General features: G+C 68.6%; 19 protein-coding genes. 15 read left to right on the top strand and 4 right to left on the bottom strand.

The window, feature by feature from the left end; all coding sequences use genetic code 11:
• Positions 1 to 63: 63 nt before the first annotated feature.
• Complete coding sequence (locus ACWDUD_RS27045; RefSeq protein ID WP_450111338.1) at positions 64 to 2,382, top strand: DEAD/DEAH box helicase; 2,319 nt, start codon at positions 64 to 66, stop codon at positions 2,380 to 2,382.
• Here the strand turns inward: ACWDUD_RS27045 and ACWDUD_RS27040 are convergent.
• Positions 2,375 to 3,241 carry an oxidoreductase gene (locus tag ACWDUD_RS27040; RefSeq protein WP_450111337.1) on the bottom strand — a complete coding sequence of 289 codons (867 nt, stop codon included), beginning with the start codon at positions 3,239 to 3,241 and terminating at the stop codon, positions 2,375 to 2,377. The two genes, ACWDUD_RS27045 and ACWDUD_RS27040, sit on opposite strands and share 8 nt — an antisense overlap.
• 114 nt (positions 3,242 to 3,355) lie before the next feature.
• On the opposite strand from ACWDUD_RS27040, the gene ACWDUD_RS27035 reads away from it, so the two are divergent.
• The 3 genes from ACWDUD_RS27035 (at position 3,356) to ACWDUD_RS27025 (ending at position 6,484) form a co-directional block, all read left to right on the top strand.
• Positions 3,356 to 4,078 carry a GntR family transcriptional regulator gene (locus tag ACWDUD_RS27035; protein WP_197250073.1) on the top strand — a complete coding sequence of 241 codons (723 nt, stop codon included), beginning with the start codon at positions 3,356 to 3,358 and terminating at the stop codon, positions 4,076 to 4,078.
• Between the two features lie 152 nt (positions 4,079 to 4,230).
• A complete protein-coding gene (locus tag ACWDUD_RS27030; protein ID WP_450111336.1) occupies positions 4,231 to 5,745 on the top strand; it encodes an NCS1 family nucleobase:cation symporter-1 in 1,515 nt (504 codons plus the stop codon).
• A gap of 4 nt (positions 5,746 to 5,749) precedes the next feature.
• The gene (locus ACWDUD_RS27025) at positions 5,750 to 6,484 is read left to right on the top strand and encodes an aspartate/glutamate racemase family protein (RefSeq protein ID WP_450111335.1); all 735 of its coding nucleotides are present in this window, start codon (positions 5,750 to 5,752) and stop codon (positions 6,482 to 6,484) included.
• On the opposite strand, the gene ACWDUD_RS27020 is transcribed toward ACWDUD_RS27025, so the two are convergent.
• A complete protein-coding gene (locus ACWDUD_RS27020; protein ID WP_197250076.1) occupies positions 6,468 to 7,220 on the bottom strand; it encodes an IclR family transcriptional regulator in 753 nt (250 codons plus the stop codon). The two genes, ACWDUD_RS27025 and ACWDUD_RS27020, sit on opposite strands and share 17 nt — an antisense overlap.
• Positions 7,217 to 8,764, bottom strand: a complete 1,548-nt coding sequence (locus tag ACWDUD_RS27015; protein ID WP_248675046.1) for an APC family permease — start codon at positions 8,762 to 8,764, stop codon at positions 7,217 to 7,219. Before ACWDUD_RS27015 ends, ACWDUD_RS27020 begins: the two co-directional genes overlap by 4 nt.
• A 318-nt stretch (positions 8,765 to 9,082) precedes the next feature.
• Between ACWDUD_RS27015 and ACWDUD_RS27010 the strand changes: the two genes are divergently transcribed.
• From ACWDUD_RS27010 to ACWDUD_RS26960, 11 genes are all read left to right on the top strand, one after another.
• Positions 9,083 to 10,669 (top strand): DUF2235 domain-containing protein, encoded by a 1,587-nt coding sequence (locus ACWDUD_RS27010; RefSeq protein WP_450111334.1) that lies wholly within the window; start codon positions 9,083 to 9,085, stop codon positions 10,667 to 10,669.
• 418 nt (positions 10,670 to 11,087) lie between these two features.
• Positions 11,088 to 11,675, top strand: coding sequence for a MauE/DoxX family redox-associated membrane protein (locus tag ACWDUD_RS27005; RefSeq protein WP_450111333.1), 588 nt, complete (start codon positions 11,088 to 11,090; stop codon positions 11,673 to 11,675).
• A gap of 43 nt (positions 11,676 to 11,718) precedes the next feature.
• The gene (locus tag ACWDUD_RS27000; RefSeq protein WP_450111332.1) at positions 11,719 to 12,318 is read left to right on the top strand and encodes a redoxin domain-containing protein; all 600 of its coding nucleotides are present in this window, start codon (positions 11,719 to 11,721) and stop codon (positions 12,316 to 12,318) included.
• Between the two features lie 31 nt (positions 12,319 to 12,349).
• Positions 12,350 to 13,054, top strand: coding sequence for a methylamine dehydrogenase light chain (locus ACWDUD_RS26995; RefSeq protein ID WP_197250081.1), 705 nt, complete (start codon positions 12,350 to 12,352; stop codon positions 13,052 to 13,054).
• Entirely contained in the window at positions 13,051 to 14,367 is a 1,317-nt protein-coding gene (locus ACWDUD_RS26990; RefSeq protein WP_450111331.1) for a hypothetical protein, read from the top strand. Before ACWDUD_RS26995 ends, ACWDUD_RS26990 begins: the two co-directional genes overlap by 4 nt.
• Positions 14,364 to 15,947: a multicopper oxidase family protein gene (locus ACWDUD_RS26985; protein ID WP_450111330.1), complete on the top strand. Its 1,584-nt coding sequence runs from the start codon at positions 14,364 to 14,366 to the stop codon at positions 15,945 to 15,947. The genes ACWDUD_RS26990 and ACWDUD_RS26985 overlap by 4 nt, the downstream gene beginning before the upstream one ends.
• An 11-nt stretch (positions 15,948 to 15,958) precedes the next feature.
• Positions 15,959 to 16,300, top strand: a complete 342-nt coding sequence (locus tag ACWDUD_RS26980) for a cupredoxin domain-containing protein (RefSeq protein WP_197250084.1) — start codon at positions 15,959 to 15,961, stop codon at positions 16,298 to 16,300.
• 32 nt (positions 16,301 to 16,332) lie between these two features.
• The gene (locus ACWDUD_RS26975; RefSeq protein WP_197250092.1) at positions 16,333 to 16,635 is read left to right on the top strand and encodes a cupredoxin domain-containing protein; all 303 of its coding nucleotides are present in this window, start codon (positions 16,333 to 16,335) and stop codon (positions 16,633 to 16,635) included.
• A 45-nt stretch (positions 16,636 to 16,680) separates the two neighbouring features.
• A complete protein-coding gene (locus tag ACWDUD_RS26970) occupies positions 16,681 to 17,517 on the top strand; it encodes a methylamine utilization protein (RefSeq protein ID WP_450111329.1) in 837 nt (278 codons plus the stop codon).
• A 131-nt stretch (positions 17,518 to 17,648) separates the two neighbouring features.
• Entirely contained in the window at positions 17,649 to 19,019 is a 1,371-nt protein-coding gene (locus ACWDUD_RS26965) for a hypothetical protein (RefSeq protein ID WP_450111328.1), read from the top strand.
• Between the two features lie 2 nt (positions 19,020 to 19,021).
• Positions 19,022 to 20,425, top strand: coding sequence for an outer membrane protein assembly factor BamB family protein (locus tag ACWDUD_RS26960; protein ID WP_450111327.1), 1,404 nt, complete (start codon positions 19,022 to 19,024; stop codon positions 20,423 to 20,425).
• 43 nt (positions 20,426 to 20,468) lie between these two features.
• On the opposite strand, the gene ACWDUD_RS26955 is transcribed toward ACWDUD_RS26960, so the two are convergent.
• Positions 20,469 to 21,368, bottom strand: a complete 900-nt coding sequence (locus ACWDUD_RS26955; RefSeq protein ID WP_197251628.1) for a LysR family transcriptional regulator — start codon at positions 21,366 to 21,368, stop codon at positions 20,469 to 20,471.
• Between the last annotated feature and the right edge of the window lie 63 nt (positions 21,369 to 21,431).

Genomic DNA, 21,431 nt, shown 5'->3' with positions numbered 1-21,431 from the left:
GCCTTTGTGGCGGCCCTGACCGCCACAAAGGCACACCGGGCCGAAGGCCCTACTGTGGTGAGTGTGTGCAAGCAGGACGAATCCCGGCTCGCGAGATTCACGGCGACCCTCGGTTTCGCCCTCGACGACTTCCAGCTCCGCGCGTGCCGCGCGCTCGACGAGGGCCGGGACGTGCTGGTGTGCGCACCCACCGGGTCCGGCAAGACCGTGGTCGGCGAGTTCGCCGCGACCCTCGCGCTCGCCGGTGAGGGCAAGTGCTTCTACACCACCCCGATCAAGGCGCTGAGCAACCAGAAGTACAGCGACCTCGCCGCCCGGTTCGGGGACGACCACGTCGGGCTGCTCACCGGCGACCTCTCGCTGCGCCCGCACGCACCGGTGGTCGTGATGACGACCGAGGTGCTGCGCAGCATGCTGCACGGCGGTTCCCCGCTGCTGGCCGGGCTGACCCACGTCGTGATGGACGAGGTGCACTATCTCGCCGACCGCGACCGCGGCGCCGTGTGGGAGGAAACGATCCTCACCCTCCCCCCTGCCGTACGCCTGGTGAGCCTGTCGGCGACGGTGAGCAACGCCGAGGAATTCGGCGAATGGATCGGCCGGGTGCGCGGGCCGACGACCGTCGTCGTCGAGGAGCACCGGCCGGTGCCGCTGTGGCAGCACGTCCTCGCCGGCGGCCGGCTGTTCGACTTGTTCTCCCCCGTCACCGGCACCGTCGACGAACAGCTCGTCCGGTACATCGCGCACCGCCAGCTCGTCGAGGCGGCGCCCGCGGTTCCCGGCCGCGCACGTCGCCGCCGACGCACCGCGACTCCCGGCCCGGCCGGCGCCGACCGTCCCGAACTGGTGGCGCGGCTCGAGGCCGAGGATCTGCTGCCCGCCATTTGGTTCCGGTTCAGCCGATCCGGCTGCGACGCCGCCGTCGACGAATGCCTGCGCTCGTCGCTGCGGTTGACCGATTCCGGGGATGTCGACCGGATCCGTTCCGTCGTCGAAAAGCACACGGCGACAGTGTCTCCCGCGGACCTCGATGCACTGGGTTTCGCCGAGTGGCTGGACGGGCTCGAACGCGGCTTCGCGGCCCACCACGCCGGGATGGTGCCGGTGTTCCGGCACGCCGTGGAGGAACTGTTCGGCCTCGGGCTGGTCCGCGTCGTCTTCGCCACCGAGACCCTCGCGGTCGGCGTGAACATGCCGGCACGCACCGTCGTTCTCGAACGCCTCGTCAAACCCACCGCGGACGGCCCCGAGCGACTCACCCCCGGCGAGTACACCCAGCTCACCGGCCGCGCCGGTCGCCGCGGCATCGACACGGAGGGTCACGCGGTGGTGCTGTGGACCCCCGAGGTGCAACCGGCGACCGTCGCCGGCCTCGCGTCCACCCGCACCTATCCGCTGACCAGTTCGCTGCGCGTCGGCTACAACACGGCCGTGAACCTGGTGGACCGGCTCGGCGCGCCCGCCGCCCGCGACCTCCTGCGTCGTTCCTTCGCCCAGTACCAGGCCGAGAAGTCCGTCGCTGCCCTCACCGCCGCGGCCCGCACCAACACCGCGCGGCTGCGCGACATGGACTCGGAACTCGCTGCTGCGGAAGGCTTTCCGGAGTATCTCGCGTTGCGCGACCGTCTCGTCTCCGCGCGCGGCACGGCCCCGTCGGAGACGGTGACGGCGCTGGCGCGGGCGGTGCGCTCGCATCCGGTGCACCGCCGCGGCGACCGCGACCGCCTGCTCGCACTCGCGGACCGGCGGCACACTCTGGACGACGACACCGACACGATGCGCACCCGCATCGCGACCGTCACCGACCGCCTCACCGACACGTTCGACGGGGTACTGGCCCTGCTCGACGAACGCGGCCACGTCCTACTCGATCCGCACGGCGGCCACGCGTATGTCACCGACGACGGGCGACGGCTGGCCCGGATCTATTGCGCGAACGATCTTCTCGTCGCCGAATGCCTCCGCAACGGCGTGTGGGCGGGTCTCGACGCGGCCGAGCTGGCGGCGGTCGCGTCGAGCGTGCTCGGCGAATCGCGCAGCCGTGTCCCGGCACGGGCGGGTCGTGCGACCGCTGCGGTGGACGCCGCGCTGCGCGCGACCGGGCGGGTGTGGACGGACCTGGCCACCGCCGAGCAGCGGCTCGGGCTCCCGCCCTCGCCCGAACCGGACCCGGTCGCGGTCGTCGCGATCCACCGGCTCGCGCGCGGCGACGGGCTGGCCGCGGCCTTGCGCGCCGTCGACAGCGACATCTCGGCCGGCGACCTGCTGCGCCGCTACCTGCGCACGCTGGATCTGGTGGGCCAGACGGGGTTGTGCGAACGCGATGCGCTGCCGGTGCCGGGGGCGTGCGCGCCCGGGACCTCGACCTCGGATTTCAGGTGAGCGAGCACAACCTTTCGGACAGCTCCCACAATTGCCGCGCGACGGTCTCGTCGTGCGAGCGGGCGTTCGACCGCACCCGATGCGGGTGACCGCGCATCTCGAAAAACTTGTCGGGTCCGTAGAATCCGCCGGGAACGACGTCCGGTGAGGTCGCCGCGTACAGCAACGGCAGCGCACCCTTCTCCGCGGACTGCCCGATGATCGGATCGCTGATCTTCATCATCCAATCCTGGATCGACTCGGTGCGCGATTGCAGATTCGTCCGGGCATATCCGGGATGCGCGGCCAGCGACAGCACCGTCGAGCCCTGCGCGGTCAGCCGGCGCTGCAACTCGTATGCGAACAGCAGGTTCGCCAGCTTCGACTGTCCGTAAGCGAGCCAGCGCTCGTAGCGGCGGCGCTCCCAGTTCAGGTCGTCGAGACCGATGCGCCCGATCCTGTGCATCGCACTCGAGACGGTGACGACCCGATCGGTGATGCGGTCGAGCAGCAGGTTGGTCAGCGCGAAGTGCCCGAGGTGGTTGGTGCCGATCTGCATCTCGAAACCGTCGGCGGTCCGGCGCAACGGCACCGCCATGACCCCGGCGTTGTTGACGAGGACGTCGACCTTCTCGATACCGGCGGCGAATTCGCGGACCGAGGCCAGATCCGCGAGATCGAGGCGCTTCACCTGCGCGCGGGGACCGATCGACGCGGCGACGTCCTCCCCCTTTGCCACGTCGCGGCACGCGAGGACGACGTCCGCGCCGGCCTTCGCGAGGGCACGGGCGGTCTGCTCCCCCAATCCGCTGTTGGCGCCGGTGACGACGACGGTGCGCCCCTGCTGATCCGGAATGTCCCTTGTGGTCCAAGCGGTCATGGCCGCCACCCTACGCCGGACCGCACCGCCCACGACACGTGTCCGAAACATCACGGGGATACCGTCACGGTCGTTGCCGTGCCGAAAGGAATACGTGTGCCGAAAGGAGTTCGCGTGCCGCCACGTCACCGCTCGGCCCTGCTCGCCCAGTTCGACGTCGACCGGCCCGGCCGCCCACAGCAGGCGATCCTCGACGAGCTCCGCCGCGTGATCCTGTCGGGCGCGGCCCCGCCCGGCACGGCGATTCCGGTCGGTGAGATCGCGGAGCTGTTCGGGGTGAGCCGGATACCGATTCGCGAAGCACTCAAGACGCTGATCGGTGAGGGACTCGTCGACCACCGGCAGAACGGTGGCTACACCGTCGCCCGGCTGACCGCGGCCGAGTTCCGCGAGATGTACCTGGTGCGGGAAACCCTCGAGACGGCGTCGCTGACCGCCGCGGTCGTGCACGCGACCGAGGCCGACCATGCGCTGGCACGCGCCAGCCACGAGCGGCTCGAACAGGCCGTCGCCGAGGACGATCCGGTCGCCTACCATCGGGAGAGCCGGGTGTTCCACATGGCGCTGACCGCGCCGTCGCGCATGCACCGGCTGCTGCACATGCTCGAATCGGCTTGGAACATCACCGAACCCGTTCAGCCGATGGTCCACGTGACGGCGGCCCATCGCGCCGTCCTCCACGCCGATCACGGCCGCATGCTCGACTGCTTCCTCGCGCGCGACGTTCCGGGGCTGCTCGCCGCCGCCGAGACGCACAATCGCAGGCTCGATTCGACGATCGAGACCCTCCCGGTCGACACGGGTCTGCTGACCCGGGAAGATATACATTTCGAGTAATACGGCGGCAACACGACGTCGATAGCGTTTCCGGCATCGGACGTCATCGCCGTTGCTGGCGTTCCGGGCACACACCGTTTCTACGGGACCACACCGATCCGCTCGGCGAACAGCCCGATCGGTGCAGTATCCCGTCGATGCCAGGAGCACCCATGACCGAAGTGATCTCACCCCCCGTCACCGCCGCCACCGCGTCGTCCGCGCCACCCTACGATCCGCGGTTGACCAACGACGATCTGGCTCCGCTGAAGGATCAGCGGTGGGGCTCGTACAACATCTTCGCGTTCTGGATGTCCGACGTGCACAGTGTCGGCGGATATGTCACGGCCGGAAGTCTTTTCGCGCTCGGCCTGGCGAGCTGGCAGGTGCTGGTCTCGCTGCTGGCCGGAATCACGATCGTCTACTTCTTCTGCAATCTGGTCGCCAAACCCAGCCAGGTGACGGGTGTGCCCTATCCCGTGATCTGCCGCAGCGTGTTCGGCGTGCTCGGCGCGAACATCCCGGCGATCATCCGAGGGTTGATCGCGGTGGCCTGGTACGGCATCCAGACGTTCCTCGCCTCGGCGGCACTGGACGTGGTGCTCGTCAAGCTGTTTCCGTCGTTGGCGCCGTACGCCGTCGTGGAGAACTACGGCTTCGCCGGCCTGTCCGCGCTCGGCTGGGTCAGCTTCCTGACGCTGTGGGTCCTGCAGGCGTGCGTGTTCTGGCGCGGCATGGAATCGATCCGCAGGTTCATCGACTTCTGCGGTCCCGCCGTGTACGTGGTGATGTTCCTGCTGTGCGGCTACCTGATCTCGAAGGCCGGCTGGAGCGCGATCGACCTGAACCTGGGCTCCGTCACCCACACCGGCTGGTCCTCGATTCCGGTCATGCTCGGCGCCATCGCACTGGTGGTCTCGTACTTCTCCGGCCCGATGCTCAACTTCGGTGACTTCTCCCGGTACGGCAAGTCCTTCGCCGCCGTCAAGCGCGGTAACTTCCTCGGGCTGCCCGTCAACTTCCTGGTGTTCTCGCTCCTCGTGGTTGTCACCGCGTCGCTGACGCTGCCGGTGTACGGCGAGCTGATCACCGACCCGGTCGAGACGGTCGCGCGCATCGACTCGACGTTCGCGATCGTCCTGGGCGCGCTCACCTTCGCGATCGCCACCGTGGGCATCAACATCGTCGCGAACTTCATCTCGCCCGCGTTCGACTTCTCGAACGTGAGCCCGCAGAAGATCAGCTGGCGTGCCGGCGGCATGATCGCCGCGGTCGGCTCGGTGCTGATCACCCCGTGGAACCTGTACAACAACCCGGACGTCATCCACTACACGCTCGAGACGCTCGGCGCGTTCATCGGCCCGCTGTTCGGCATCCTCATCGCCGACTACTACCTGGTCCGCAAGCAGAAGGTGATCGTCGACGACCTGTTCACCATGTCCGAGAAGGGCGCCTACTGGTACCGCAAGGGTTACAACCCGGCCGCGGTGGTCGCGACCGTCGTCGGCGCCGTCGTCGCGATGATCCCGGTGCTGTTCAACAACGCCCCCGGCATGCACACGGCCGCGCAGTACAGCTGGTTCATCGGCTGCGGACTCGGGTTCGTCACCTACCACCTGCTCGCGACCCGCACCCGGCTCGCGGTGCAGATCCCCGAATCATCGTCCGTCACACAGGAAGTCGTCTGACCATATGTTCATCAAGGTCATCAACCCGAACACCACGTGGTCGATGACCGCCACGATCGAGGCGTGTGCCCGGGCCGTCGCAGGCCCGGGCACACGCGTCGAGGCGGTCAGCCCCGAGATGGGGCCCGCGTCGATCGAAAGCCACTACGACGAATCCCTGGCCGTACCCGGCCTTCTCGCCGAGATCGCGAAAGGAGAAGAAGACGGCGCCGACGGCTACGTGATCGCGTGCTTCGGCGACCCGGGCCTGGACGCCGCCCGTGAGGTCGCGACCGGACCGGTCGTGGGGATCGCCGAGGCCGCGATGCACACCGCGAGCTTCCTGGGCCGGGGCTTCTCCGTCGTCACCACCCTCGGCCGCACCACGGGCCGGGCCCGGGACCTGGCCGAGCGCTACGGACTCCGCGACGCGTGCCGGGGTATCCACGCGTGCGAGATTCCGGTGCTCGACCTCGAGACCGACCCCGACGCCCGCAAGATCATCACCGAGGCATGCCACGAGGCCCTCGAGACCGACGGCTCCGACGCGATCGTGCTGGGCTGCGCGGGGATGGCCGATCTGTGCGCGCGGATCTCCGCCGACATCGGCGCCCCCGTGGTCGACGGCGTTGCGGCCGCGACCCTCACGGTGCAGTCGCTGGTCACGATGGGCCTGACAACCGGCAAACGCGGCGAGTTCGCGCCGCCGCCGCCGAAGCCCTACACGGGAATCCTGAAGGGCTTCACAACAATCCGGTGAGCCGGCGCGACCCCTCGTGCAGGAATCGCAACTGCTCGTAGTCGGTCGGCGAGACGCGCAGCGGAGAGCCCTGCAGGCACAGTCCCCCGACGACCTCGGCCGCGTGGTTGCGGATCGGCACCGCCAGCGCCGACCGGCCCAGCCGGCACTCCTGATTCTCGAACGCGTGACCGTCGAGCTGCGCCTGCATCAGTTCGGCGCGCAGCACCTCCGGATCGCACACCGTGAAATCGGTGAGACGGCGCAGTTCGAGCCCCTCGTTCAACGCCGGATTGTGCGCCAGCATCACCTTGCCCAGTGCGTTCGCGTGCAGGTTCTTCGCGAGCAGCGTGATCCCGACGATCTCGTGATCGGGATCCTGGTCGACGAACCGCAGCCGCCCTCCCGCGAACGACGCCACGTGCAGCCCGAACCGGGTGTGCGAGCGCAACTCCTCGACGGTTTCGTGCAGGGTCGGTGACGTGTCCGTCGCGACCGCCGCGCGGGACAACTCGGCTGTGCGCCGGCCGAGCGCGAACCCCGACAGGTCCGGCACCCGAACCAGGAATCCGTCCGCGACGAGCAGATTGAGCATGCGGTAGGCGGTGGTGGGCGCGACCCCCGCGAACCGGGCGATCTCCTTCGCGGTCGCTCCCGGGCCGAGGTGTGCAACGGCCTCGAGCATGACGAGGGCCTTGCGCACCGCTTTCGGCTGCTGACCGCTGAACCCGACCTCGGCCTCGACGTGTGCGGTCATGCCCCGAACCCCGCGCCGGATTGCACCGACACGACCTGGGGCCGACCGTCGTCGTCCAGCACGAGTTCACCCGAGCCCGGGAGCAGGTCGATGGTTTCGATACTGTCGAAAGTCCCCATCGTCGTGAGGGACTCGGGTCGGAGTCGTCTCAGCAGCCACGCCCAGATCGTGCCGGACACGCCGACGATGAGCACCGCGACCGGCATCGCCCACGATCCGTGCGTCACGCCGTCGACGACCAGGTAGGCGAGCAGTCCCGCACCGACAAGGGCGATCCCGGCCGACAGCGCGGTGGTGGACGGTGCGTCCTCGCCGATCCGCCGCAGGAACCGCAGGCACGACACCGCGAGCAGGGTGTAGGCGATGACGATCGCGACCTCGACGAAGCTCTCGAAAGGGGTCGAATCCGCCACGAACACCAGCAGATACACACATGCGCCGGTGACGCTCGCCAGGCTGAACCACCCCACGGCGACGTACGGCGTGCGCAGCCGACGGTGGACCCGCGACAGGGACCTCGGCGCGGTTCCTTCGATGCCCATCGCCAGCAGAAGACGGGATCCGGCCTGCGCACAGCCGAGGGTGGAGGCGAGCCAGGAGCAGGTGACACCGACCTTCACGGCGATGACCATCCCGAGGCTCGCCCCGGATGCCGTGCCGTCGAAATAGGCGGCGACGACCGCATCCGCGTGACCGGACATGGCGGCCCACCCGGCGAAGACGAACGCGGCGCCGCACACCATCGGGGTGACGAGCACCGCGCGCGAGACGGTCGTCAGCGGCCGTCGCGCCTCGGCCCCGAAGAAGGCGGCGCTCTCGAAACCGGCCATGCTGAACACGACCAGCATCGCGAGGAACGGCAGGGTTCCGGATATGGCCGGGGTACCGACGGTTTCGTCGAGGTCCGGACCTGCGACCATCAATACGCCGATCAGGACGAGCGAGCAGGCCTCGACGACGAGGATTGCGCGGGTCGCGAATCGCACCCCGCGCACGGTGATCAGCGCGACCGTCCCGGCGACCAGTGCGGTGGTCACCAGCAGCGGTGCCGTGCCCGGCAGGTCGATCCCGAGTGCCGTCCCGATTCCCAGCAGGCTGACGGCCGAGTTCGCCAGCACCGAGATCGAGATGCCGAGATAGCCGAGCAGGAGCGCCGCCCCGACGGTCAGTGTCGCGCGGCGCGAGAGCCCGTGGAATGCGAAGCTGTACAGCGATCCCGCTGCGGCGAGACGCCGCGTGAACTGGGTGATGCAGAAGGCGACGGCAACCACGACCGCGGTGGTTCCGACGATCGCGGCGAGACCGGCGAAGCCCGGTTCCGCGGTGATGATCCAGGCGGCGATGAAGATCATTCCGGTCGCCGGCGCGATGGTCGACAGGGACTGCCCGATCAGATCGATCTGGGACAGCTGCCGACGGCCCAGCGCACGCAGCGGGGAGAACACCGGTGGCGCCTTCGGTTCGCTGTTGCGCGACCGCGCGATCGCAGCGGCGAGCGCGCCGCCGATCCGTGAACCACTACCGCCACGTCTGCCGCTACTCACCCCGGCCACCGTTCCCTTCGTAGGCCCGCGATCTCGACCGGGCCATCCGTAGGGACCGTATGGAGTGTTTGTTTCAGACAGATTTCCTACCCGTGTGCCGGGAATTGCGATTCTCGTCACGCTGTTTGCGCAGCCTAACGATCAGTGACAGCCGCGTATCTCCGAGAGCACGATGGACAGGCGCGCATGTCGGGGGCTGTTGCCGAAGCAGGTGGGGCTCCGCCAGAAGAAGGCCCGGGTCCACAACCGCTTGTCACTGCACAAGGCTTTTCACCGCACAACGGGGATCTGTCCGCTTGCCGGTAGGGGAGGTCGAAGATGCGTCGACTCGTCGTGTGCTGCGACGGCACCTGGAACACACCGGGCCAATTAGCGCCTTCGAATGTGCGCCGCTTGTACAACGCCCTGGTGGACACTGCGACGGACGGGCAGACCGAGGGGCAGGAGCAGCTGACTCGGTACCAGCCCGGGGTGGGGACCGTCAGTGGTGATCTGCTCGGCTGGCTACTGGGAGGAGCAACCGGGTTCGGGCTGTCGAGAGACGTGACGGACGCCTACCACCGGCTGACCACCACGTACCGGCCCGGGGACTCCATCGCGCTGTTCGGTTTCAGCCGCGGCGCCTTCACCGCGCGCAGCGTCGCCGGGATGATCGGAGCGTGCGGGCTGATCGAGACCGACTGCCTCGATCCGGCGACGATCCGGCGTCGGATCCGGCACGTCTACCGGCAGCGGTACCGGCGGGGAGCCGCCGCCGATCCCGGCTGGCGCGACGGCCTCCGCTTCTCCTACGACCCCGCTCAGCCGGATCGGATCCCGGTGGACTTCATCGGTGTGTGGGACACCGTCGGAGCGCTGGGCATCCCGGACACGCTCGGCTGGACCAACCTGCTGGACCCTCCGACGCGGTACGCCTTCCACGACGTCAAACTCAACCGGCATGTGAAGCACGGGCGCCACGCGGTGGCGCTCGACGAGCAGCGGGCAGCGTTCACTCCGACGTTGTGGTCCGACCCGGAGCCGGGCCAAACCGTCGAGCAGGTGTGGTTCCCGGGCAGCCACATGGATGTCGGTGGCGGGCACCCACAGACGGGCCTGAGCGACGGTGCACTGCAATGGATGATCGACGAGTCGCGCGCCGCTGTCGGGCTCGCGTTCCGCGATGCGGTCGAGAAACAGATCCAACCCGACCCACTCGGCCAGATGCACGACGACAACCAAGGCATCTACGGTCTGCTCGAGCCGCTGTACGAGCCCATCCTGCGACCGCTGATCGAGCCGTTCATGCAGCCGCGGCCCCGCGCCACCCCCATGATCGACGCAGGTGGGAACAACCTCTCGCTGCACTCGTCGGTGTACAGGCGTCACGAGACACCACCGATTACCAGCGGCCCCTACCGACCCACCCGAACCCTTGCACCCGGAGAATCCGCCACCGTCGACGTATCCGCCAACAATCCGTGGAACTGGACCGGCCTCTACCTCGACGCCGGCGAGTACACCTTCGCCGCCGGCGGCGAATGGATGGATCTCCATATCGCGTCCGGTCCGGCCGGCACCACCGGCCGGCAGCAGTTTCACCCCCGGGAGGCGTTCCGCCTGGCCAGCAGCGCACTGGGTCTGGGCGAGCGGTTGTTCCGGCTCGTGACCGGGAACCCGCAGGCCGACTTCCTGCTGACCCGCAGGTACGAAGACCTGCCGTGGATGTCGCTGATCGGTGTCGTCGCCAACGACGCGATCCCCCTCAAGGGTGCCGAGGCCCTGCATCAGCGCATCGCCATCGGCGCAGGAACCACCGATCGGGTGTGCCGATCCGGATACCTCTACGCCTTTGCCAACGACGCGTGGGGCTTCTACGGCAACAATCGGGGCAGTGTGCGCCTCACGGTGACCAGGACGCGGTGACGCTACGGCCCTGTTGCCGACCTTCTCACCGCGTGCCCGCAATTCGGCGGTGAGCCGCGGCGATCCGTCGCTTCCCTTCCTCCGGACCTTGTGCAATCAGTAATCCCCTGACGGGTGATTGCCGAGCGGACGGCCTCTCCGTCGCGGCACGCCCTCGTGTGTGACGGACACCGCGTCCACCGTTTCGGTGGTGTAACCCCAAGTGGAAATCCGCTCGGCGGCGACCGTCCGCAGATTGAGATCGCCCGCGGTCGGGCGCGCCCATCCGGCCCCGAGGAATGCCACTACCAGCGCAAACCGCGCAAATCACCCACGGCATCCGGTTTCCACTCGGCGACCGCACAGTTGTTTCCTCCGCGCAGCAAGACCGCCTCATCTGCTCGTCAGGATTTCCCCGACGACAGAGAGGACGAAATCCATGATCTGGGTGGTGCTCGCATCGATCCTCGGTGGGACGCTTCTGCTCGCGGGCATTCCGAAGCTCCGCGACCGGGACGGGCTGCTGACGGTGGTGAAGGGATACCGGCTGCTGCCGGCCCCCGCGGAACGCGCGGTGGCGGCGACGCTGCCGTTCGTCGAGGTCGTGGTCGGTGCCCTGCTGATCCTCGGGATCGGCGGCCGGTGGCCGGCTGTGGCCGCAGCCCTGCTGTTCACGGCCTTCACCACGGGACTGACCGTGAACCTGGCGCGCGGCCGTCGCGACCTCGACTGCGGATGCTTCGCGTTCGGTGCCCACGAGGTCCCGCAGATCGGCTGGTTCCACGCGGCACGCGCGGCGTCGTTCACGGTGGCCGCGCTGGTGCTCGCTTTGGCCGGGTCCGTGTCCGTCACGGTGCCCGAACGTCTGGCCGCGGTGGCCGGCGGACTGCTGGTCGTGCTGGCCGTCGTCGCCGTCGCGCAGATCCGCTCGGTCGTGCACGTCGGACGGCGTCCGGTCGACGACTACCTGAGCGCCGCCTCGATCCGGTTGCGGGCGACGAGCACCGTCTCCCGTTACGGCTCGTGACTCTCTTTTTCCCGAAACAACTTTCGTAGACAGGACTGAATCGATGACGAACTTTCTGCTGGTGGCCGTCGTCGTGCTGACAATCGCGGTCGCACTGCTGTTCCTCATGACTCTGGCGCTCGCCCGGGAGATCGGCCGCGTCCAGGTGCGGCTCGGCCCGCTCGGCGCGCGGATGATGGACACCGGACCGAAGATCGAGCAGGCCGGGCCGTCGTTCTCCGGTCTCGTCGATCACCTCGGACGCTCGGTGAAGGTCGGCGGTCACCGCGACAAGCCGCAGCTGCTGATGTTCACGGCGCCGAGCTGCAGCACCTGCAAGAGCCTGCTGCCCGGTATGCGTGCGATGGCCCGCGCCGAATCCGACCTCGACGTCGTGATCATCTCCGACGGAACACCCGAGGAGCACAAGCAGTTCCTGGCCGGCGCAAACATCGGCACCGAACTCAGCTATGTCGACGCCCGTGACGTGGGCATCGCCTACCAGGTCGGGACCACGCCGTACGGCGTGATCCTCGACGAGCACGGCAAGATCCGCGGCAAGGGCCTGACCAACCACATGGCGCAGGTCGAGAGTCTGCTCAACGCTCTCGAATCCGGCACGCCGTCCCTCCAGCACCTCCACGCGCAGGCGAAGTCCGCCTGACCCACCCCCCGATAGAAGGAGGCGAACCGCCATGCAACACAACAATCCGGAACCGCATGAGGTGACGGAGCAGCGATATCCGGTCGACGAGGCCACCGTCCGTGAACAGGCCGCGTGGATGGCCGGTCAAGGCGGTTCCTTCATGAGCCGCACGGGACGCAAACTGTCCGAACGCACTTCGCGCCGCTCGATGCTCGGCAGGATCGGACGCTGGACGATGGGCGTCTCGGGTGTCGCGCTGATCAGCTCGCTGCCCGTCACGCGCACCGCGATGGCCCAGGAAACCCCGGCGCCGCCGCCCGCTCCGGATGCGCCCGACCCCCAGTTCATCACGTTCGACGGCAAAGATCCGGCCGAGTGCGAGTACTGGCGCTGGTGCAACATGGACGGCACCTCGTGTGCGGCGTGTAACGGTGGTGGCGTCACCACCTGCGCCCCCGGCAGCAAGCCGGGCGCCGAGTTCTGGGTCGGCTGCTGCACGAACCCCGACACCGGAAAGACCTACCTGATCGCCTACTACGACTGCTGTGGCGCACCGTCGTGTTCCAACGCGTTCTGCGGCGAGCCCGACATGCAGGCGATCATGTACAACCCGGTCTCGGGCAGCAACGACCAGGAGATCATCTGGTGCGTGTCCGACGAGTCCCAGGCCTACACCTGCACGATGGCCCCGATCATCGGCGAGGACTGCCAGACCCGTCCGGCCGCGCGCCCGAAGGTCGGTGCCGGCGCATGAAAACCGAACGCTCCAAGCGTCTTTCCCGGTCCGCCGCGGTAGTGGCGGCCCCTCTCGCTGCCGCACTCGTCCTGACGGGCTGCAGCTCGGACGACGATGCTTCGTCCAGCGGCGAGGTCACCTATCCCACCGTGCCGGTCATCCCGCCCGGTGAGGGCATCTCCCTCGGTCACGACGATCAGGAGATCGGCGACACCATCCCGGAACCCGTGCACGTCGGGTCGATCGATCCGATCAAGCCGACCGACCTGCTCGCCGTCGCCGGCGGCTTCGGCAAGCTCGAACTCGGCGTCAACGCCCTCGACCCGGTCACCGGTGTCGCGGGCAGCCGTTTCGTGGTGGGCCCCGGCATCTGGGATCCGGTCATCCACGGGTTCGTCGGCGAAACACCGGACGACCCCGCCGTTCTCGCGGCGGAGGTGTGGCGTCCGCGCGGGTCGCGCGGCGCCGCGGACTTCACGGTCAGCACCTACTCGGGCAACCTGCTCGAACCTTCGGAGGTCCTGCTCCCCGACTACGCCCGCGTCCACTCCCGGCCGGGATCCAACGCCGTGACCTCGGACGGCAAGTACTTCGTGACCTGGGACGACGGCCTGTACGGCGTCCGGGTCGTGGATCTGGAGGCGAAGAAGGAGAGCGGCTCGCTGCAGATCATCGGCTGCGGTCCGTTCACGTGGCTCGACGGGCACGAGCTGTACAGCGTCTGCGAGGACAACCGGGAGCTGATCCAGATCTCGATCGACGACGCCGGCGTGCCGACCGAGACGAAGCGAGCGAAGGTTCTGCCCGACGACTTCGTCAGTACCCGCAAGGTCACCTGGGCCGCCGACGCGAAGAAGGCGCTGCTGGTGAGCGAGAACGGCGACGTGTTCGTCTTCGACTTCTCGAACGGTCTGCCGGAGTCCGCGGTGGCACCGATCGGCAACGCCGGACAGGACAGCGGCCGGTTCGCCGGAAACGCCATCAACAACACCGGCAACCGCATCGCGATCGAGTACACGGACAGCGTGGTCCACCCCCACTCCGCTCGCGGCGGTGACGTGGTGAAGATCGAGCTGACCGACGCATCGAACTTCGCTCCGGTCAAGACGCTCGATCTCGCTGCGCTCGGCCTGACGAGCATCGACAGCATGACCTTCTCCGTCGACGGCAGCACGCTGTACGTCCTCGGTGCCGGTCCCGAGGTCGACGGCGAATCCAAGCAGACGATCGTCGGCATCTCGTCCGAAACCGGCGACAAGGTCAGCTCGGCCGAGATCACCGGCAACGTCGAGGATTTCGGAACACTACTCACCCCTCAGGTATTGGAATGACCCGATCAGGACCGATCCTGGATCGCCGCGGGTTCCTCCGCATCGGCTCCCTCGGAGCCGGTGCGGTGGGCCTCGGCATCCTGGGTCTGGGTGCGGCGTCCTGCAGTTCGGCCGATGCGGCCGACTCAGGCGCCCCGCCCGACTACATCTCGCCCACCGACCCCGAGATCGCCGCGGCCGAACAGGCCCGCCGTTGGAACGGAAAGGAGGTTCCGGTAGCGCTCGCCGCGGGCGTGGCCACCGTCGATCTCGGCGGCCGGCTCGTCGACACCTGGTCGTACGGCGGCCGCGCGGTGGCACCTGAACTGCGGGCGAGTGTGCGCGACAAGATGCTCGTGTCGGTGCGCAACGACCTGGAAGTGGACACGACCCTGCATTGGCACGGTATCCGGATCCGCAACGACATGGACGGTGCGGCACCGGTGACGCAGGATCCGATCGCACCGGCGGGCGCGTTCGTGTACGACTTCGTCGTTCCCGACCCGGGCACGCACTGGTACCACTCGCACAGCGGCCTGCAGGCCGATCGTGGACTGTTCGGGGCCCTCGTCGTCGAGGACCCGGACGACCGCTCGGGTGCGGATGTCGACGTCGTGCTCGTGCTCGACGACTGGATCGACGGGCTCGGCACCACACCTGAAGCGGTGCTGGCGGCGCTCAATCCGGCGATGGCCGGCGGTCACGGCCACGGCGGGCACGGCGGTGGCACGGCCGTCGAACACAGCGCCGAGCAGATGTCGGTGGCCCAGGCCGCCGTCTCCGGTGGGCACGGTTCCTCGACGCCGCTCGGCGGGATGACCCAGCACATCGGGTATCCGCTGCACCTGATCAACGGGCGCCCGCCCAACGACCCCGAGGTCGTGACGGCGGCACCGGGCAGCCGGGTGCGGCTGCGGATCATCAATGCGGCCGCCGAGACGCCGTACCGCTTCGCGATCGCCGGGCACGAACTGACGGTGATCGCGGCGGACGGCTTCGACGTCACCCCGACGACCACCGACACCCTGATCATCGGGATGGCGCAGCGCTACGACGTGCTCGTCACGTTGAAGTCCGGCGCCTGGCCGGTGGTCGCGAAAGTCGAGGGCCGGGACGGTCACGCGTCGACCGTGCTGCGCTCCACCGATGCCGCTCCCCTGTCGAATCCCGATGTGGGGCCGGTCATCCCGGAACTCGCCGGTAGGCTGCTCGCCGAGAGCGCGCTGCGGCCGGCCGATGCGGTCCGGCTCGATTCGCGGCCCGTCGACCGGGACTACCGGGTCGAGCTGATCCAGGCCGGCGACCGGTACGTGTGGGGCATGGCCGGACCCGACGCCGGGAAACTGGTCATGCGCCAAGGGGAACGGGTGCGCATCACGATGGCGAACACCACAACGATGTGGCATCCGATGCACACCCACGGACACACGTTCGCGATTCCCGAATACGGCGGTCTGCGCCGTGACACCGTCAATGTCCTACCCGGCACCGAACTCGCGATCGAGTTCGACGCCGACAATCCGGGCGAGTGGATGTTCCACTGCCACAATGCCTATCACTTCGAGGCGGGTATGACCGCGAACCTGCGGTATATCCGATGAGAGGACACCCCGTGAAGAAACTGCTTCCACTGGCCGCGGCACTGATCGCCGCTTCCGGACTGACCGCGTGCGGATCGTCCGATGCGGCGACCGAACCCGCCGTCGTGATCGACGTGACGAACATGTCGTACTCGCCCGCGTCGGTCACCATCGAGAAGGGCCAGACCGTCCAGTGGCGGTTCGACGACAACGGGTTGCCCCACGACGTCGCCGGTGACGGCCCGCTCGACGGTGTGCTGCAGAGCGAACTGCTCACCGAGGGCACCTACGAATTCACCTTCGACGAGGCCGGCACGTTCACGTACCACTGCACACCGCACGCGTCGATGGTCGGCACAGTGATCGTGCAATAGTGCAGCCGCGCAGACTCGTTCGGCATCGCTGGATCCTCGCCTGCGGTGTCCTCGCCACCGCGGCGGCCGGATGCGCCGGAGAGGAAGCGCCCGACGCGGTGATCGAGATCAGCAACGTGCAGTTCAGCCCGATGGACGTCGTCGTGCCGGTCGGCGGCACCGTCGAATGGCGGTTCGAGGACGGCGGTGTCCTCCACCACGTCGAGTCGCCCGGTGCCTTCGACAGCGGGATCACAGGCGACGGCACCTACACGCACACGTTCGACCAGGCCGGGACGTACACGTACACGTGCTCGATCCATCCGTACATGACCGGCACCGTCACCGTCCGCTGACACCCCAGCGGAAGTTCGAAGACAGCAACCGACCAGGAGGTTCCCATGACCGCCGTCCTGTCCCATCAACCGATCGAGACCGATCTCCCCGACATCCGCCCGACCCTCGAAGGCGCGGTGTCCGTGCAGGCACGCCTCGGCATGGCTGCCGGTGCCGCCGTCGTCGGCGCGGGTGTCGCGACTCTCGCCTCCCCGACGACGTCGACGGCGCTGACCGCCGCGGTCGTCGGCGCGGGCCTCGTCACCTCGCTGGCCGCGAACTGGTCGACATGTGGCATGTCGGTGGCCGGGGTCGTCGCGGCACCGAAGCAGCCCAACCGCAAGGGCTCATCGACGCCGCTGCGCCGGCTCGGCTGGCACGCGCTGGGCTCGGTGAGCACCGGCGCGGTCACCGGTGCGCTGCTCGGCGCGATCGGATCGGTCACCGCCGCACACCTGTCGCCGCTGTGGCTGCTCGCCGGATGGGCCCTATTCGCGCTCGCCTACGGCCTGCACGAGATCGGTGTGCTCACGATGCCGGCGCCGATGCGCCGTCAGCAGCTCCCCCGGCACCTGCGTCGGACCATGGAGCCGTGGAAGGTGTCGCTGCTGTTCGGCGCGATCATCGGCCCCGGTTTCATGATCTTCATCCGGTCCAGCGCGTACTACCTGCTGGTGCTCGGCGTGCTCGCGGTCGGCTCCCCCGCCCTGGGCGCGGCGATGTTCACCGTCGTCTCGCTCGGCCGGTGCATGCCGAGTGTCGCGGCCATCATCCACTCCCGCCGCGGCGGCACGATGCCCGGCTTCCTGTCGGTGATGTGCGTCGTCGATCGTCGCGTGCAGGCAGTGACCGGCGCTGCGCTGGTCGGCCTGGCCGCGTTCGCCGCGCTCGCGCTGGTCTGACGTCCGCCACGAAGACGAGTGTGCAGAAGTTGTCGCGGCGCCTCGGCGCGTCGCGACAACTTCTGCACGTTCACCGCGAGGGGTGACACGTAGGGTGGTCCGGACCCGTCGAGGTGGAGGTACGGAACACGATGAGCGACCCCGGATCCGGTACGTCGCGCGCCGTCACGGGGTGGACGTACGGCCTGTTGTTCGTCGCGATCGCCGCGTGCGGGGTGATCGTGAGCGGCCTGCTCCGCGACCCCGAACCAGAACTGACCACCACACCTCCGACGACCACGACGGCCGCGCCGGCCGCCGCCGAGGAATACACCTACGTCACCGAACCGGTGACCTACCCGACGACCATCCCCGGATGCGAGAGCGTCGAACCACCCGGTGACGACGCAGGGTTCCTCTCCTTCTCCGGCAGCGACTTCGGGTACGACAACCCCGCGTATCCGTGGTTCTCGGGACCGAAGGCGGTCGCGATGACCGACGCAGTCGTCCGCGCGTTGCCGGACGACGCCGACATGGTCTTCGCGTCGCCCCGGCAGTCCCTGCTGTTCGGACCGATCCTCGATCCGTCTTTCGAGAACGACGCGGACCGCGCCCGGTTCGGCGGTTTCACGACGGCATATGCGACGATCCGCCGCGACGAGGACGCCGGGGCGCTATCCCTGTCCGTCCGGGCGTCGACGACGCCCGTCCCGCCGTGTGTCGCCGGCAGGCTCGATGAACGCCGCGTGCTCGACGACGGCACCGTCGTGGACGTCAATGACACGTGGTCCGAAACCAACGGGGTGCGAACGGTGTTCCGGAGCGCGCAGGCGTACGCCCCCGACGGTTCCGAGATCAGCGCGCACATCGACGACACCGACAGCACGACCGGGGACGCCGTCCACTCTGGCCATCCCCCGCTGACCGTCGACGAACTCGTCGCCCTGGTCTCCGTACCCGAACTGCGTGTGAGCGCACCGGTTCCGCCCGGCACGCCGACCGTCCCGGAATCGTGCTCCTCGCCCTCGGACAGTGACCCGATCGACGCCGCGACCGCCGCCCGGCTGGACGGTGTGCTGGCGGGGATTCCCGTCGCCGACCTCGCGGTGGATAGCCCGCTCGGTGAACTGCGACCCGCAGGTTTCGACGGCGCAGGATTGTGCCAGGCCGTGCGCGTCACGACGCCCGGAAGCGAATCGACGCTGACCGTCGCGGTCGCGGCAGGACAACCACGCCCATCCGCTACACCCGACGACGAGGCGCCCACCCCGACCACCGGGAGCGGATTCGTCGAGACCCGAGAACTACCGGACGGCACGGTAATCCAGCGGCGGGAGTACATCCTCACGACGCAAGGACTCGCGGCAGGTTCGGTCCCCGTGACGAGTACGACCCGGACGGTGACCGTGACCCGCCCGTCGGGCACCCGGGTCGATGTCACCTCCCGCGCCGATATTCCGGACGAACCGCTACCGATGGAGCGCCTCGAGCAGATCGCGTCGACGCCGGGCCTGGAGGTGTGACGGTGGCGGTAACCAGGGAGATTCGAAACCTCTTGTGTGCCGCGGTCGCCGCCGTCGTGACCACGGCCGGCGCTGTCGCGGTGATCGCCCACGCCGACGGCGACGGCACCCGCAAGATCACCGGAACCGTCGACGCGGCGCCCGGCCTCGGCTGGACCGTCGAGGCGCGCACCGTCCACGGACACGAGTCGGCGCAGTTCCGGGATCCTGTGTACGGCAGCGAATACGACTGGGGCATGCCGGGTTTCCTCGATCTCGGCGACACCGCCGTCGCGCTCGTCGGTGTCCCGGGCGGCATGGCCCTGGACGATGCGCACCTCGTCGGTGTCGACGCCGACTCCGGACGGATCCGGTGGCTCAGCCCCGCGAGCGACCTGGCCGGATGCGCGGATTCCGCGGTGGATGCAACCCTGGTGTGCTTCACTCCGGGCTGGTCCGACGATCCGGCGCTGGTCGGCTACGACCTCGTGACGGGTGAGATCACCCGCGTCCCCACCGAGTGGGGCACCTTCGCGATCGCCGCCACCGACGACCGTCTCTACGTCGCGGAAGGCAGCGTCGAGAACGACGACGTGCGGGTGCACGCAGGAACTCTCCTCGATCCCGACGCGCACTTCACCCGCGCGTTCGACATGGGCACCGGCTGGGACGACACCGCCCTACCCGACGCCCTCGATGTGCACCACGGACAGGGACTGCTCACGCTCGGTACCGACATCGCCGGATTCGACCTCGACACCGGCGACGAGACGTGGACCGCGCAGGCGGACGGCTGCTCCCGCGTCCAGCCGACGCTCGGCGCGCTGGTCGTGCGCGTGCACGTCGAGTGCGACGGTCTCCGTGTCACCGGATCCGACCTGCTCGACGGCACCGGAGCCGTCATCGCCGCCACCGACAGCGCCGCGGCGCACTCCCCTGCGTTCGACGGCCCCGCCGACGACACCGTACCGGTCCTGCTCGGCGACGGCGCGTACGACCGGGCCACCGGTGACCCGGTGTGGTCCGCCCCGGAACTCGTGTCGGTGCCACGGGAACCGGACGAGTACAACGCCAACACCCGGTTGGGCACGGTGCGTGCCGTGCTCGGCGACGTCGCGCTGCTGACCGATCACACCGCCCACACCGAGACCGGACTCGACCTGCGCACCGGGACCAGGCTGTGGCAGAACGTGCCCGAACGGTCCGGCACGGTGCTGGGCCACACCGAAGACCTCATCGTGCAGTCCGATTTCACCGGCCTGTGGGCGATGGACGTCCGGACCGGGGACCTCGAGTGGGATATCCCGTTCCTTGCGGTCGACAACGATCCGGACGCGCTCGGTGACGGGGGAACGCTCAGCGTCCGCCCCGGCGACCGGTACGTCTACGTTTCGGCGCGCTCGATTATCGGCCTGCGCCCACTCTGACTGTCGGGCAACGGCATTCGAGTGCATGTTCACCACTCCACGCTCACCGGAAATCCTTGTCGGCGGTGTCGAGCACGATCCGGAGGACGGCCTTCGATGCCGGGTTGGGGTCGTCGCGTCGCCATGCCACACGAAGGTCGACGTCGGGGGTGGACTCGTCGAGCGGAACGAACACGACATGGGGATCGTTGACGTTCGCCGCCACCGACGCCAGGGTCAGGTGACACCCGACCTCGGCGCTGACCAGCGCCAATGCCGTCTGGGTGTCCGGAGCGACCTGGACCACGTCGGGGACGAAACCTCCGGCGCGCGCGAGCCGGCGCAACCGATCGGGAAGGACCGCGCCCTCGTGCGGGGGCAGGGAGACGAAGCCTTCCGCAGCGAACCGAGCGATCGACAGTCGCTGTTCCCCCGCCAGCGGATGGGTGTCCGGTAGTGCTACGACGAGCGAGTCCTGCATCACCACGCGTACGGCCACCTCGGCGGGGACGATGTCCCAGCGGCCCAGCGCGATGTCGGTCTCGCCGCTCACGAGCTTCTTCATCGCGGGCTGGGCGAAGTTCTGGCTGGAGAGCTCGAGCTGGATGCCGGGCCGCTGCGAACGCACCACCCGGGCGAGGCGAGCGACGAGCTGGTGGGTCGACGCCCCGGCGAACGCGATGCGGACGAGTCCGACGTCTCCGTCGTCGGCGGCGCGGACCGCGGCCTCGGCCCGGCGCAGCGCGTCGAGTACGTCCCGGGCAGGGCCGACGAGCGCCTCTCCACTCGCCGTGAGTTTCACCGCCCGGGTGCTGCGGGAGAACAACTCGGTGTCGAGTTCGCGTTCGAGTTGCTTGATGGTGCGGCTCAGTGGGGGCTGCGCTCGATGCAGCTTCTCGGCTGCACGACCGAAGTGCAGTTCCTCGGCAACCGCCAGGAACGCCTGGAGTTGTGAGATCTCCACCTGATCCGCCCTTCTACCTCGGGTGATGCTTTTCATGTCATTTCAGAACTACCGATTAGGTAT

The sequence above is a fragment of the Rhodococcus sp. NPDC003382 genome (assembly GCF_053589135.1).
This window is presented reverse-complemented; position numbering and strand designations above follow the sequence as displayed.